Source organism: Promicromonospora sp. NPDC059942 (assembly GCF_042731755.1).
GTDB lineage: Bacteria > Actinomycetota > Actinomycetes > Actinomycetales > Cellulomonadaceae > Promicromonospora.
Map to the genome: position 1 here is coordinate 92,823 of NZ_JBHWLR010000003.1, position 14,669 is coordinate 107,491.

Here is a 14,669-nt window from a genome sequence, read left to right on the forward strand (position 1 = left end):
AGGCCCGCCCTCGCCCGACGTCCGGTCCGCCGGCTGTGCACCGCTCGGCTGTTCGCTCACTGGTCAACGCCCCCTTGCGTATGACATCGGCGCCGGCGAACCCTTGGTCCGCCCGCCGACCGGTCGGGGCAGCGGCGTCGTCGAGCGCCCCGCTGCCGTCCGTCGAAGAACGCCCAGGGTAACGCTACTGACGGGGCATGCAACAACCGGAATGTCGTGCTTGTCGGCCGTGTCGTCGGCGACGCCTCGCGGGGCGGCGGACCTGGCACCTGACTCGGCACCCCGGGCGGCACCCCACGGGAGGGCCCGACGCCGTGCCGGTCACACCCCAGGGGTGGTGGGGCGCCGAGAGAGCGGCGACCGGGCACGGCGTCGGGCGGATGGAAGGGACGCCCCGACAGCGGGGCGTCCCAGCCTGAGGTCGACCGGTCAGGGCCGGTCGACGGGGGAGCCCACCAGGTGTCCCTGGTAGGCCGGGCTCGTGAGGAACGCCGGGAAGTCGTCCTCCAGGGCGACGGCGCGGAAGATCTCCGCCGCGTCGTCGATCCGGTTGCCGTGCCCGTGCGGCAGCGAGGCCACGACGTCGAGCAGGATCGCCTCGACGCGCTCCCGGGTCACGGGCTGCCGGTCGTCGTCGGTCACGGTGCCCGACGCGATCCACTGCCACACCTGGGACCGGGAGATCTCCGCGGTGGCGGCGTCCTCCATGAGGCTGTCCAGCGCGGCGGCCCCGGTACCGCGGAGCCACGCGTCGAGGTAGCGCACGGCCACCGAGACGTTCGAGCGCAGCCCGGCGGACGTCACGGTCGCCCCGGCCCGCCGTGTCGACGCGACGTCGAGCAGCTCGTGCTGCCCCACGGCGACGTCGGGCCGCAGGCGGGAGACCTGGTTCGGCGCGTCGCCCAGCACGGCGTCGAACTCGGCCTCGGCCACCGGGATGAGGTCGGGGTGGGCCACCCAGGTGCCGTCGAAACCGTCGCCTGCCTCGCGCTTCTTGTCCGCCGCGACCTGCTGGAACGCCTGCCGCGTGACCTCCGGGTTGCGGCGGTCGGGGATGAACGCGCTCATGCCGCCGATGGCGTGCGCCCCGCGCTTGTGGCAGGTGGCCACGAGCAGCTCCGTGTACGCCCGCATGAACGGCGCCGTCATCGTGACCTGGGCGCGGTCCGGCAGCACGTACGAGTCGCCGCGCGTGCGGAAGCACTTGATCACCGAGAACAGGTAGTCCCAGCGGCCGGCGTTCAGGCCGGCGCAGTGGTCACGCAGCTCGTAGAGGATCTCCTCCATCTCGAACGCCGCGGGCAGCGTCTCGATGAGCACCGTCGCACGCACGGTGCCGCACGGGATGCCGAGCGCGTCCTGCGCCACCTCGAAGACCTCGTTCCACAGCCGCGCCTCCCGGTAGCCCTCCAGCTTGGGCAGGTAGAAGTACGGGCCGCGGCCGCGGGCGATGAGCTCGGCGGCGTTGTGGAAGAAGTAGAGACCGAAGTCCACGAGGCTGCCGAGCGTGCTGCTCGTGATGCCGTTCGCGTCCGTGTAGCGCAGGTGCGCCTCGTCGAGGTGCCAGCCGCGCGGGCGGAACACGATGGTCGGGAGGTCCACGAGGTCGGCCGACCGCAGCGTGTACTCCTTGCCGCCCTCGTTCGTGAAGCTCAGCGTGCCGCGGATCGCGTCGTGCAGCGCGAGCTGCCCCTCGATCACGTTGGGCCACGTGGGGCTGGAGGCGTCCTCGGCGTCGGCCAGCCAGCACCGCGCCCCCGAGTTGAGCGCGTTGATCGTCATCTTCGGGTCGGTGGGACCCGTGATCTCGACGCGCCGGTCCTCCAGGCCGGGCGCGTTGCGCGATCCGGCCACCCGCCAGTCCGGGTCGTCCCGCACCGGCCGGGTCGAGGCCCGGAAGTCGGGGTCGCTGCCGTCGGCGATGTCCTGGCGGCGCAGCTGGCGCTGCGCGATCAGCTCGTCGCGGCGGGCGTCGAACCGGTCGTGCAGCAGGGCCAGGAACGCCAGGGCCTCCGGCGTCAGGATCTCGCCGTAGCGGGGCCCGACGGCCGCGGTCACGGTGATCACGCCTCGCCGGGCGCCGGTCCCCGAGGCGCCCACCCCGCCGTTCGGCAGCGTGCTGGGGGCCGAGCTCCGGGGCGCGGGCGCCGGGGCGGGCGCCCGCGCGGGAGCGGGGGTCGACGACGGGGCGGACGCGTTGCGGGCGGCCGGGGCCGACCCGGTGCGGGCCGCCGGCGGGGTGCCGATCCCGGCCAGGCCGGCGTCGGCGTCGTAGGGGCTGGTGCCCTGGGCGCGGGTGTCGATGGTGGCGGTCATCAGAACTGCGCCGCCTCGGTCGAGCCGGCCAGCGCGGTGGTCGCCGAGTCCGGGTTGAGGGCGGTGGCGACGCGGTCGAAGTAGCCGGTGCCGACCTCGCGCTGGTGCCGCGTGGCGGTGTAGCCGCGCTCCTCGGCGGCGAACTCCAGCTCCTGCAGCTTCACGTACGCCGACATCTGCTCGCGGGCGTAGCCGTGGGCGAGGTCGAACATCGAGTAGTTCAGGGCGTGGAAGCCGGCCAGGGTGATGAACTGGAACTTGAACCCCATCGCGCCCAGCTCGCGCTGGAACTTGGCGATCGTGTCGTCGTCGAGGTGCTTCTTCCAGTTGAACGACGGCGAGCAGTTGTAGCTCAGCATCTGGTCGGGGAAGTCCGCCTTGACGGCCTCGGCGAACTTGCGCGCCAGCTCCAGGTCGGGCGTGCCGGTCTCCATCCAGATCAGGTCCGAGTAGGGCGCGTAGGCCTTGGCGCGGGCGATGCACGGCTCGATGCCGTTGGTCACCTTGTAGAAGCCCTCGTTGGTGCGCTCGCCGGTGATGAACGGGCGGTCGCGCTCGTCGACGTCGGACGTGATCAGGGTCGCGGCCTCGGCGTCGGTCCGGGCGATCACGATCGACGGCACGTCGGCGACGTCGGCCGCGAGCCGGGCCGCGTTGAGCGTGCGCACGTGCTGCTGGGTGGGGATGAGCACCTTGCCGCCCAGGTGGCCGCACTTCTTCTCCGAGGCGAGTTGGTCCTCCCAGTGCACGCCCGCGGCGCCCGACTGGATCATCGACTTCATCAGCTCGTACGCGTTCAGGGGGCCGCCGAAGCCGGCCTCGGCATCGGCCACGATGGGGGCGAGCCAGTCGCGGGTGGGGGTGCCGTTCTCAGCCACGTCGATCTGGTCGGCGCGCAGCAGGGCGTTGTTGATGCGGCGGACCACGGCCGGCACCGAGTTGGCCGGGTAGAGCGACTGGTCGGGGTAGGTCTGCCCCGAGAGGTTCGCGTCGCCGGCCACCTGCCAGCCGGAGAGGTAGATGGCCTGGAGGCCGGCCTTGACCTGCTGCACGGCCTGGTTGCCGGTCAGCGCCCCGAGGGCGTTGATGTAGTCCTCCTCGTGGAGCTGGCGCCACAGGCGCTCGGCCCCGCGGCGGGCCAGCGTGCTCTCCTCGCCGACCGAGCCGCGCAGGGCGACGACGTCCTCGGCGGTGAAGCTGCGCTCGATGCCGGCCCAGCGCGGGTCGGACTCCCAGGACTGGCGCAGCTCCTCGGCGGTCTGGACCTGGTCACCGGCGCGGACGGAGGCCTGCGCCGGCACCGCGGTCGTCGCGGACGTGGTCGCCTCGGACGTGTGGTCGATCGTGGGTGCGCTCATGGCGGGTCTCCTTCTCGGGACGGAACGTTGTCACCGCGTCTGCCGGTGACGTGTTACGACCATCTGCCCTCCGCAACCCCCTTCTCAAGCAGATCCGCGCAGAAGTTTTCGTGTTCTTCTGTTGATCGGAAGCCTTTGCCTATGTCACCCTCGGGCATGGCAGGAAGCACCGAAAATCGCGGAACCGCCCGAAACGCGACATCCTCGCGTTCCCCGCAGGGCGGGCAGGGCGCCCAGCCACGCCGGCAGGCGGCGGGCGCCACGCGCCGTCCGGTGGCGCGTCCCGCGCGCGGCCCGGCGGTGGGTAGCGCAGGCGGCCCGACGGCGGACGGCGAGCCCGACGCGCTCACGATCGGCCGGCGCATCCGCTACCTGCGGACCAGCAAGGGCATGACGCTCGAGGACCTCGCTTCGGCGATCGACCGCGCCCCGTCGCAGGTCAGCACGCTGGAGAACGGAAAGCGGGAGCCCAAGTTCTCCCAGCTCCAGGCCATCGCCCGGGCGCTCGGCGCCGGGGTGGACGACCTGCTGTCGGCCGAGCCGCCGTCGGAGCGGGACGCGCTGGAGATCGAGCTGGAGCGGGTGCAGCGCGGCCCCCTGTTCGCGTCCCTCGGGATCGACGGTGTGCGCATCGGCAAGTCGCTGCCCACCGACGCGCTCGGGACCATCCTGGCGCTGCACCGGGAGCTGGAGCGCCTGCACACCGAGCGCGCCGCCACCCCCGAGGAGGCGCGCCGGGCCAACGGCGAGCTCCGCGACGACATGCGCGCCAAGGACAACTACCTGCCCGAGCTGGAGCAGGTCGCCAAGGAGCTGCTCGCCGACGTCGGGCACACCTCCGGGCCGCTGCCGCAGCGGATGGCCGCGGAGATCGCCGCGCACCTGGGCTTCACGCTGCACTACGTGAGCGACCTGCCGCACTCGACGCGGTCGGTGATCGACACCCGCAACCGGCGCGTCTACCTGCCGTCCAAGGGGTTCCGCGGCCGCTCGAACACGCGCTCGGCGCTGCTCCAGGCGCTCGCCTCGCACGTGCTCGACCACACCGAGCCGGGCCACTACGGCGAGTTCCTGCGCCAGCGGGTCGAGGCCAACTACCTCGCGGCGGCCCTGATGGTGCCGGAGAAGCCGGGCGTGAAGTTCCTGCGCGACGCCAAGGACGAGCGCGCCATCGCGATCGAGGACCTGCGCGACGCGTTCGGGGTGTCCTTCGAGACCGCCGCGCACCGGTTCACCAACCTGGCCACGCGGCACCTCGGCATCCCGGTGCACTTCATGAAGGTCCACGAGTCCGGGATCCTGCACAAGGCGTACGAGAACGACGGCGTGCGGTTCCCCTCGGACGCCCTGGGCGCCGTCGAGGGCCAGCACGTCTGCAAGCAGTGGACGGCGCGCCAGGTGTTCGACGTCGAGGACCGGTTCAACCCGTACGCGCAGTACACGGACACGCCGTCGGGCACCTACTGGTGCACGTCGCGCGTGGAGAACACGTCGGACGGCGCCTTCTCGGTCTCCGTCGGCGTGCCGTTCGCGCACGTCAAGTGGTTCTCCGGGCGCGAGACGACGGTCCGGTCGGCGTCGCGGTGCCCCGACGAGTCGTGCTGCCGGCGTCCGCCCGCGGACCTGACCGAGAAGTGGGGCGACTTCGCCTGGCCCTCCGCCCGGCCGCACGCGTCGATGCTGGCCGCGATGCCCTCGGGCGCGTACCCGGGCGTGGAGACCACGGAGGTCTACACGTTCCTGGAGCGGCACGCTCCCGAGGGCTGAGCGTTGCTCAGCGCTGGAAGAACCCCAGCGAGTACAGCCCGTCCGGCTGGTCCTCGCCGACCGGGTCGGCGCCGTCGTCCCAGTTCTTGAACTCGACGGTGACCGGGCCGGCGGCACCGGCGTCCACCTGGAACTCCTCGCCGTTGGCGAAGTAGCCGAGGGGCTCCTCGCCCAGCACCTGGTCCTGGCGGTCCACCACGAGCAGGGACGCGATGTCGGGGCAGGTGTCGTCGGTCCCGATGTCGCGCCGGAGGCCGACGGCGAGGTAGGACCGGCCGCCGGGGACCATCCCGACGCCGAGGGCGACGTTGGCGATCCCGCTGTCGGCGCGGCAGCCCGAGGGCGGCTGCGTGTGCGACCAGAGCGTGGTCTGCGGGCGCTGGGTCTCGTCGTCGAACAGCACCGACCGGATCGCGTAGCCGGTCTCCGTGGTGGCCGGCCAGACCACGCGCGTCGCGGAGTCGCCGGTGACGAGCTGCGCATGGACGCTCGCGCGGAGCCGGTACACGGGAAGCTGGTTCGTGCTCGCCTGCCGCCACAGGAGGTTGCCGCCGATGATCGTCTCGCGGCCCTCGCCGTCCGTGTCGATCGCGAGGTTGGGTGCGGGGTCGTTCACCGTGCCGACCGTCGTGGGCGGGGTCAGCGTGGTCGAGCCGGCCCGGACGACGGACCGGCGGACGTCCGCGGTCTCGCCGGCGGGCGCCGCCCAGACCAGCGTGGTCTTGCCCTGGTCGTTGAGCGCGACGTCGGCGGGCACGTCCGCGGGGACGCCGGGGACCTCCTGTACGACCCACTGCCCGCCGTGCGCCAGGCGGGCCAGCACGGTCCCGCCGCCGCCGTCCTCGTGGAGCCGGAGGAGCACCGCCACGTCGCCCGCGGAGTTCGCTGCGAACTGCGTCGCGTGGACGTCGTCGTCGTAGAACGTCGCGGCGTCGCTCCAGGTGCTGCCGTCGTGGGTGCGGTAGCGGGCCGCACCGTCCGCGCTGAACCGGAGGTCCACGGCGTACCCGTTCTCGCCGGTCGCGATCTCGGCCCACGTGCCCGGGTCGTTCTCGGTGCGGACCCAGTCGTTCCCGTAGCCGTTCTCCAGGTAGGAGACCACCTTGTACCCGCCCTCGGAGCTCGCGTCGACGAACACGCGGCCGGAGCCGGCGACGGCGACCTCGCGGTGCGCCTCCTCCGGGCGCGGGTCCCAGCCCGGCATCGGGTCGCCGGGTGCGGCGACTGCCGGGACCGCGACCAGGCCGGTCAGGAGGACGGAGGCCGCGGCTGTCGCGGTCAGGGTTGCTCGGCGCACGATGACTCCTGGGGGTGTCAGGCGATGCGCGCTGCCGCGGCGGTGCGGCGGCGCCCTGGTCCCGGCCGGGCGGCCGAGGCCGCCTCGATCGTGGCACGCGGAGGTTGTCCGGGGCACGCGAATAAATCCGGCCCGAGGCCGGGACGCTCCCCGGCTCCGGGCCGGGAGGCTTCCCGGCCCGGAGCGGGTTCAGCGGGTCAGCAGCCCGTGACCAGGTCGTACACCCCCTCCGACGTCTCCTGCAGGGTCGTCACGGTCGCGTTCCCCTGGCCGAGGTAGTCCAGGGAGCCGACGGCGTAGAACGGGTTGTACGGGTCGATGCCGTACGACGTCGCCCGGCCCGCGGCCTGGTGCTGCGCGTTCGTGGCCGCTCCGCAGAACAGGCCCGGCGGGTCGGTGGGCGGGTCGGTGGGCGGGTCCGTCGGCGGGTCGGTGGGCTCGGCCGACCGGTCCACGCGCCGGTTGTTGTCGAAGAAGAAGTCCGTCACGTACGCCGGGTAGTTCACCGAGCTCGTCGAGATGTACGAGCCGCCCGGACCGCCGCCGGCGGGCCACGCGTGGCCCACGTTCGTGTTGGCGATGAGGGAGACGCGCGGCCCCGCGGCGTCGGACCACAGGGTGCCGCTACCGGCGGTGTTCGTGCCCGGCAGCCCCGCCAGGGAGAACGACGACTGGCTGGAGGCGCCGTAGATCCCCGCCATGACCTGCGCGTTCAGCGTGTTGTAGCCGGTCGCGACGGTCGTGTCGGACGACCCGTACACCACCGACGTCACCTGCGTGCCGAAGCCCGGCGAGCCGGTCGAGGCGAAGTTGCGGCAGACCGTCGTGGCCTGCGCCTTGGTGGTCGCCACGGAACCGATCTGGCCCGACGTCGTGCCGACCGTCGGGCCGGCGTTGATGCCGATGCCCGCGAAGACGTCGGGCGCGAGGCAGCCCATCACCATGGTCTCGCCGCCGCCGGACGAGAGCCCGGAGAGGTAGACCTGGTTCGGGTCGATGCCGAGCGAGGCGTCCCCGAGGAGGTCGTCGACGAGCTGCAACAGGTTGTCGTCGTGCCGCGCCGGGTTGGCCCGCGAGTGCGAGGTGTCGTAGTAGTCCCAGCAGCCGAGCAGCACGCCGCCGTTCGGCGCCGCGGGGACGGCCACGACCATGCCGTGCTCGTCGGCGGTCGTCGCCCAGTTGCCGCCGCTCTTCAGGTTGGCCGACGTCTGCACGCAGCCGTGCAGGTTGATCATCAGCGCCCGCCCGGCCGCCAGCGCGGGCTGCGACGTCGGCACGTAGAGCTGCGTCGTCATGCCGCCCGCCGTACGGGACGACCAGGCGCCGGCCGCGACCGACTGCGCGGCCGGCTGGGCGACGGCGGCCACGGCCGCGACCGCGGGCGGGGTGAGCGCCACGGCGACGACGGCCGCTATCCAGAAGGCCAGGCGCCGAGGGCGCCGGGGGGATGGGTGTGTCATGCGAACCTCCACGTTGAGGTCGTGCCGCCCGAGGCGCTCCGATGCGCGGGGTCAGCCGGACATCTGCGGACATTAGGTGCGACCTGAATCACCTGTCAATAGTTCACCCGGCCCCTTCCGTCGGCGGATGGGTTGACACGAGATGCCCGTCTCGTCCACTATCTCCGCAACCTGAATCGCCTCTCAGGTTTGGGCGACGTAGCCCGCACCTCACGAGCGGCGACCACCCGAAGAAGGGCAGAGTCATGCGGACGAGGAAGTCCCTCATGGCCGTCGCCGCGGCCGCGGTCACGGGCCTGGCGCTCGCGGCGTGCGCGCCGACCGGCGCGACCACCGGCGGCAGCGGCGACGACGGCGCGGACGCGGCACCGATCGACGTCGGCATCGTCTACTCCGAGTCGGGGCCGCTCGCCGCCTACGGCGCGGCCTACAAGCAGGGGTTCGAGGCGGGCATCGAGTACGCCACGGACGGCACCGGGACGGTGGCCGGCCACGAGCTGAACGTGACCTACCACGACGACGCCGGCGACCCCGAGAAGGCGGTCTCGCAGGCCAAGGACCTGATCGGCAAGGGCTACCAGATCCTGGGCGGCACGGTCGTCTCGGGCGTGGCGCTGCCCCTGGCCGAGCAGGCCGAGCAGAACAAGGTCCTGTACGTCTCCGGCCCCGCGGCCGTGGACACGCTCACCGGCATCAACCGGTACACGTTCCGCAGCGGCCGGCAGTCGCTGCAGGACGTCGCCGCGGCGGGCACGTTCGTGGACCCGAAGGGCGCGAAGGTCGTCGTCTTCGCCCAGGACAACGCGTTCGGGCAGGGCAACCTCGCCGCGGTCGACGGCGTGCTGGGCGGCCAGGGCGCCGAGGTCTCCTCGGTGCTGGTTCCCGAGGACGCCACCGAGTTCACGCCCTTCGCCAAGAAGGTGCTCGACGCGAAGGCCGACATGGTCTTCGTGGCCTGGGCCGGCGCGACGACGGGCGCGATGTGGCAGGGCCTGGACCAGCAGGGCGTGCTCGACGGGACCACCGTCGTGACCGGCCTGGGCGACGTGGCCACCTACGGCGCCTACGGGGAAGCGGCCGAGAAGGTCAGCTTCCTGAACCACTACTTCCCGGGCGCGGCCGGCACGGAGACCGAGACGGCGATGCTGGACGCCGTCGAGGCGGCCGGCGGCACGCCTGACCTGTTCACGCCGGACGGTTTCGTGGCGGCGCAGCTCATCGTGCACGCGATCGAGGAGGGCGCCGGCGACGTCGAGGCCATGGTCGACGCGCTGGAGGGCTACACGTTCGAGGGCCCCAAGGGCGAGACCACCGTCCGCGCCTCCGACCACGCGCTGATCCAGCCGATGTACCAGGCCAAGCTGGTCAAGGACGGCGACGCCTGGACGCCGGAGCTGGTCGAGGTCATCGACGGCGAGACCGTCGCGCCCGCCGAGGCGAGCGAGTAATGGCGACGGGTGGCGAGCCGGTCCTCGAGACGGCCGGCCTCGGGCTGACGATCGGCGGCGCGCGCATCCTCGACGGGGTGGACCTCCGGGTGGGGCGCGGCGAGCTGCTGGGCGTGATCGGTCCGAACGGCGCGGGCAAGACCACGCTGTTCAACCTGATCAGCGGGATCTACCGGGCCACGAGCGGCCGCGTGCTGCTCGGGGGCCGGGACGTGACCGCGGCCTCCGTCGCGGTCCGGGCCCGTGCCGGCCTGGGCCGGACGTTCCAGACGTCGAGCCTGTTCCCGCGGCTGTCCGTCGTCGAGAACGTCCGGCTCGCCACCCAGCGCCGCCTCGGCGGCAGCCTCTCGGTGCTGAGCTTTCCCCGACGCGGCGACGCCGCGTCGGGGGAGGCCGCCGCGCGCCTCGCGACCGTGGGCCTGACCCACCGGGCGGACGCCGCGGCCGGCGACCTGTCCCACGGCGACAAGCGCAAGCTGGAGATCGCCGTGCTGCTGGCGATGGACTCGTCCGTCGTGCTGCTGGACGAGCCGATGGCGGGCGTGGCGACGGGCGACGTCGCCGGGCTGGTCGAGGTGATCCGGTCCATCAACGACTCCGGCCGCACGGTGCTCATGGTGGAGCACCACATGGACGTGGTGCTCGGCCTGGCAGACCGGGTCGCCGTCATGCACCACGGCGAGCTCCTGACCTGCGACGTCCCGGAGAAGGTCATGGCGGACGAGACGGTTCAGTCCGCGTACCTGGGCACGACGGCGGGGAGCGCGGCATGAGCGGGCCGAACGTGCTGGAGGTGCGCGGCCTGTCGGCGCGCATCGCCGGCCAGGAGGTGGTGCACGACGTGTCGTTCGAGGTCCCGGCGTCCGGCGTCACCGCGGTGCTCGGCCGCAACGGCGTCGGCAAGACGTCCACGCTGCGGGCGGTCCTCGGCCTGATCGAGCGCTCGGGCGAGGTGCTGCTCGACGGCGTCCGCGTGGACGCCGAGCGCACGGACCGCATCGTCCGGCGCGGCGTGGGCTACGTGCCGGAGGACCGCGAGGTGTTCGCGGGCCTGACGGTGGCGGAGAACCTGCGGCTCGCGGAGAGGACCGGCACGACGGCGGAGCGTCGCGAGCTGGTCGACGCCCTGTTCCCGGACCTGGTCAAGCGGGCCGGGCAGCGGGCGGGCACGCTCTCGGGCGGGCAGCAGCAGATGGTCTCCCTGGCGCGGGCGCTGCTCAACGACAACCGCATCCTGCTCGTGGACGAGCCCACCAAGGGGCTGGCGCCGCGGATCGTGACCGAGGTCGCCGAGACGCTGGCCACGGCCGCGCTGACCGTGCCGGTGCTGCTCGTCGAGCAGAACCTCCAGGTGGTCGAGCGGCTCGCCGAGCGCGTCGTGGTGATCGACGCCGGACGCGTGGTGCACACGGGTCCGGCGCGGGCGCTGCTGGACGACCCCGACCTGGTCCAGCGGCTGCTGGGCGTCTCGGCGGGCGAGCCCGACCCGGCCGGCGAGCAGTCCGGCGCAGAAGCAACGACCACCGCGGAGGCCGGCCGATGAGCACCCTGATCCTCCTGCTGGCCACGGGCCTCGGCCTGGGCGGGCTGTACTTCCTCGTCGCCTCGGGCCTGTCCCTGATCTACGGCCTGATGGGCGTGCTGAACTTCGCGCACGGCTCGTTCCTCACGCTCGGCGCGTTCGTCGGGCTCGCGGCCGGCAACCTCGTCGGCGCGGGCACCTGGGGCGGGCTCCTGCTCGGCCTCGTGGTGGGCGCGCTGACCGGCGCGGCCGCGGCGACCGCCACGGAGCTGGGCCTCATCCGGCCCCTCTACAACCGGCACATCGAGCAGGTGCTCGTCACCGTCGGCCTCTCGCTCGCGACGGTCGCCCTGTTCGAGGGGATCTGGGGGCCGAACCCCCGGAACGTCACGCGCACCGAGTGGCTGTCCTCGACCACCGACGTCCTGGGCGCGCACGTGCCGAACACCGCGTTCCTCAACGTGCTCGCGGCGGCGGCGGTGCTCGGCGGCATCGTCGCGTTCCTGCGGTACACGCGGTACGGCCTGATCATCCGCGCCGGCGTCGAGAACCGGGCCATGGTCACGGCGCTCGGCATCGACGTGCGCCGGGCGTTCACCCTCGTGTTCGCCGTGGGCGGGGCGGCCGCCGGCCTGGGTGGCGTGCTGGCCACGCAGTCGCTGAACTACGTCTCGCCGCACCTGGGCGCGAGCCTGCTGATCTTCGCGTTCATCGTCACGGTGATCGGCGGCATGGGCTCGCTGACCGGCGCAGCGGTGGCGTCCGTCGTCGTCGCCGTGCTGCAGCAGCTCGCGAACTTCTACCTGAACAACACCGGCGACCTGATCGTCGTCCTGCTCCTGGCGCTCGTGCTGCTCGTGCGCCCGTCCGGACTGATGGGGAGGCCCGCATGACCAGCATCCGCACCCGCCTCGGCGGCCTGGCGCTCCTGGTGCTCCTGGCCTGCCTGCCCCTGCTCGCGCTCCCGGTCCCCGGCGTGCTGCCCGGATACACCTACGAGCCGGGCACGCTCCAGCTCCTCGCCCTGTGCTGGCTGACGGCGGCGCTCGCGCTTTCGTACCACCTGCTGTTCGGGGTGGCGGGCCTGATGAGCTTCGGGCACGCGCTCTACTTCGCGGCCGGGATCTACGGCCTCGCGATCGTGCTGGACCGCACCGACGTGCCGCTCCTGCCCGCCGCCGCGCTCGTGCTCGTGGGCGGTGTGGCCGTCGCGTTCGTCGTGGGCGCCATCTCCCTGCGGGTCACCGGCATCTCGTTCGCCATGGTCACGCTCGCGTTCGCCCAGGCGGGCAACGTGCTCGTCCGGCGCGACCAGGGCGACCTGACCGGCGGCGAGGAGGGGCTCGCGCTCGCGACCGACGGCGTGCCGGACGCCTTCGTGGGCGTGGTCAACACCCGCAACCTGTACTGGCTGGCGCTCGTCGTGCTGGTGCTCGTGTACCTGGTCGTGCTGTGGATCGAGCGCAGCCGGGCCGGGCACATGGCCGCGGCCGTGCGCGAGAACGAGGTGCGCGTGCGGATCATCGGCGGCCGCCCCTACCTGACCAAGCTCGTGGTGTTCGTCCTGGCCGCGTCGCTCGCTACCGTCGTCGGGATGGCGTACCTGCTGCTGCAGTCCGGCGCCTCGCCGGCGACGTCGACCGCGGACTTCACGCTCACGCTCCTGGTCATGGTGGTGCTGGGCGGCGTCGGCTCGCGGTGGGGCGCGGTCGTGGGGGCGGTGCTCTACACGCTGCTGGACCAGCGCCTCGCCGAGCTCGCGCACTCCGAGGCCGTGGCCGGGCTGCCCGCCGTGCTCCGCATCCCGCTGTCGGAGCCGATGTTCCTGCTCGGCACGTGCTTCGTGCTGGTCGTGATCTTCCTGCCCGGCGGGCTGGCGGGTGCGGCCGAGCGGCTGGCCGCCCGGCGTCGGCCCGCGGCGAGCCCCGCGCCCGAGGGGGCGGCGGCATGAGCGACCTGCACACGCTCGGCCGGTGGCCGCGCGACCGCGCGCTCGCGACGCCCGACCGGGTGGCCGTCGACGACCGCGGCGTCACCCTGACCTACCGCGCCCTGGAGACCCGGGCGACGGCGCTCGCGACCCGGCTGCTCGACGCCGGCTACGGGGTGGGCGACCGGATCGCCACCGTGACCGGCAACAGCTCCGACCAGGTGGTGCTGTTCTTCGCCTGCGCCAAGGCCGGGCTGGTGCTCGCGCCGCTGTCGTGGCGGCTGTCCCCGCACGAGCTCGCGGCGCAGCTCGACCAGGCCGACCCCGCGCTCGTGCTCGTCGAGGAGGAGTGCGGCACCCTGGCGGACGCCGCGCTCGAACGGCTGCCGCTGCCGCCGTCGCGCACCGCACTGGGGCCGCACGGCGTGGAGGCGCGGGTGCCGCCGCCGACGCGGCGGATGTCCCTCGCCGAGCCGCCGCCCGCCGGCCCGCCGCACCGAGCGGTGCGCGACGACGACCCCCTGCTGCTGGTGTTCACCTCCGGCACCGGCGGCTCCTCGCGGGGCGCGCTGCTCACCCACGCGAACTGCTTCTGGAACAACCTGTCGCTGTCCCGGACGGTGGAGCTGACCAGCACGGACGTGGTGCTCTCGGTGCTCCCGCAGTTCCACGTGGGCGGCTGGAACATCCAGCCGCTCCTGGCCTGGTGGACGGGCGCGACCGTGGTGCTGGAGCGCACCTTCGAGCCCGAGCGGGTGCTGCGCCTCGTCGCCGACCGGCGGGTCACGACCATGATGGGCGTGCCCACCAACTACCTGCTGCTCGCCGAGCACCCCGGCTTCGCGGCGGCCGACCTGAGCTCGCTGCGGCACGCAGTGGTGGGCGGCGCGCCCATGCCGGAGCCGCTGCTGCGCGCCTGGCACCGCCGCGGCGTCGCGCTCACCCAGGGCTACGGCCTCACCGAGGCAGGCCCCAACGTGCTCTGCCTGCCCGACGACGTGGCACGCGACCGCGTCGGCTCCGCCGGCGTGCCGTACCCGCACGTCGAGGTCGCGGTGGCCGACCCGGTCACCGGCGAGCACCTCGCGGGCACCGCGACCGGCGAGCTGCTGGTGCGCGGCCCGAGCGTGTTCGCCGGCTACTTCCGGGAGCCGGAGGCGACCGCGGCGTCGTTCGCGGGCGGCTGGCTGCGCACCGGTGACCTGGTGGAACGCGATACCGACGGGTACTACCGCGTGGTGGACCGGCTCAAGGACGTGTTCATCACGGGCGGCGAGAACGTCACGCCGGCCGAGGTGGAGGCGGCGCTGCGCCGGCACCCCGCCGTCGCGGACGCCGCCGTCGTCGGCGTGCCCGACGAGCGCTGGGGCGAGGTGGGTCACGCGTTCGTGGTGCCGCGCGGCGGCCGGCTCACCGACGCGGAGGACCTGGAGGCCTTCTGCCGGCGCGAGCTCGCGGGCTACAAGGTCCCACGGCACTTCGACCTCGTCCCCGACCTGCCACGCTCGTCCCTGAACAAGGTGGTGCGCTCGGCGCTCCACGTCCGCCCAGCCGAGGAGGCCCGGTGAGCA

11 protein-coding genes are annotated in these 14,669 nt (G+C 73.3%); 7 read left to right on the plus strand and 4 right to left on the minus strand.

What is annotated here, in order from left to right; genetic code table 11:
• Positions 1-429: 429 nt before the first annotated feature.
• Both aceB and aceA read right to left on the minus strand, forming a co-directional pair.
• Entirely contained in the window at positions 430-2,316 is a 1,887-nt protein-coding gene (gene aceB / locus ACFV9Q_RS05500; RefSeq protein WP_377233523.1) for a malate synthase A, read from the minus strand.
• Positions 2,316-3,674 carry an isocitrate lyase gene (aceA, locus tag ACFV9Q_RS05505; RefSeq protein WP_377233524.1) on the minus strand — a complete coding sequence of 453 codons (1,359 nt, stop codon included), beginning with the start codon at positions 3,672-3,674 and terminating at the stop codon, positions 2,316-2,318. Before aceA ends, aceB begins: the two co-directional genes overlap by 1 nt.
• Positions 3,675-3,974: 300 nt before the next feature.
• Here aceA and ACFV9Q_RS05510 point away from each other — a divergent pair, with 300 nt between their 5' ends.
• Complete coding sequence (locus ACFV9Q_RS05510; protein ID WP_377233525.1) at positions 3,975-5,441, plus strand: helix-turn-helix domain-containing protein; 1,467 nt, start codon at positions 3,975-3,977, stop codon at positions 5,439-5,441.
• A 7-nt stretch (positions 5,442-5,448) separates the two neighbouring features.
• Here the strand turns inward: ACFV9Q_RS05510 and ACFV9Q_RS05515 are convergent, their stop codons facing one another.
• Both ACFV9Q_RS05515 and ACFV9Q_RS05520 read right to left on the minus strand, forming a co-directional pair.
• The gene (locus tag ACFV9Q_RS05515) at positions 5,449-6,738 is read right to left on the minus strand and encodes a hypothetical protein (RefSeq protein ID WP_377233526.1); all 1,290 of its coding nucleotides are present in this window, start codon (positions 6,736-6,738) and stop codon (positions 5,449-5,451) included.
• 197 nt (positions 6,739-6,935) lie between these two features.
• Positions 6,936-8,198: a PHB depolymerase family esterase gene (locus tag ACFV9Q_RS05520; protein WP_377233527.1), complete on the minus strand. Its 1,263-nt coding sequence runs from the start codon at positions 8,196-8,198 to the stop codon at positions 6,936-6,938.
• A 245-nt stretch (positions 8,199-8,443) separates the two neighbouring features.
• On the opposite strand from ACFV9Q_RS05520, the gene ACFV9Q_RS05525 reads away from it, so the two are divergent.
• The 6 genes from ACFV9Q_RS05525 to ACFV9Q_RS05550 are packed head-to-tail and all read left to right on the plus strand — an operon-like array spanning position 8,444 to position 14,666.
• Positions 8,444-9,646: a substrate-binding domain-containing protein gene (locus tag ACFV9Q_RS05525; RefSeq protein ID WP_377233528.1), complete on the plus strand. Its 1,203-nt coding sequence runs from the start codon at positions 8,444-8,446 to the stop codon at positions 9,644-9,646.
• On the plus strand, positions 9,646-10,419 hold the full coding sequence (locus tag ACFV9Q_RS05530) for an ABC transporter ATP-binding protein (protein ID WP_377233529.1): 774 nt from the start codon (positions 9,646-9,648) through the stop codon (positions 10,417-10,419). The genes ACFV9Q_RS05525 and ACFV9Q_RS05530 overlap by 1 nt, the downstream gene beginning before the upstream one ends.
• The gene (locus ACFV9Q_RS05535) at positions 10,416-11,189 is read left to right on the plus strand and encodes an ABC transporter ATP-binding protein (RefSeq protein ID WP_377233530.1); all 774 of its coding nucleotides are present in this window, start codon (positions 10,416-10,418) and stop codon (positions 11,187-11,189) included. The genes ACFV9Q_RS05530 and ACFV9Q_RS05535 overlap by 4 nt, the downstream gene beginning before the upstream one ends.
• Complete coding sequence (locus ACFV9Q_RS05540; protein WP_377233531.1) at positions 11,186-12,061, plus strand: branched-chain amino acid ABC transporter permease; 876 nt, start codon at positions 11,186-11,188, stop codon at positions 12,059-12,061. Before ACFV9Q_RS05535 ends, ACFV9Q_RS05540 begins: the two co-directional genes overlap by 4 nt.
• Entirely contained in the window at positions 12,058-13,119 is a 1,062-nt protein-coding gene (locus ACFV9Q_RS05545) for a branched-chain amino acid ABC transporter permease (protein ID WP_377233532.1), read from the plus strand. The genes ACFV9Q_RS05540 and ACFV9Q_RS05545 overlap by 4 nt, the downstream gene beginning before the upstream one ends.
• Complete coding sequence (locus tag ACFV9Q_RS05550; protein WP_377233533.1) at positions 13,116-14,666, plus strand: class I adenylate-forming enzyme family protein; 1,551 nt, start codon at positions 13,116-13,118, stop codon at positions 14,664-14,666. Before ACFV9Q_RS05545 ends, ACFV9Q_RS05550 begins: the two co-directional genes overlap by 4 nt.
• Positions 14,667-14,669 lie beyond the last annotated feature (3 nt).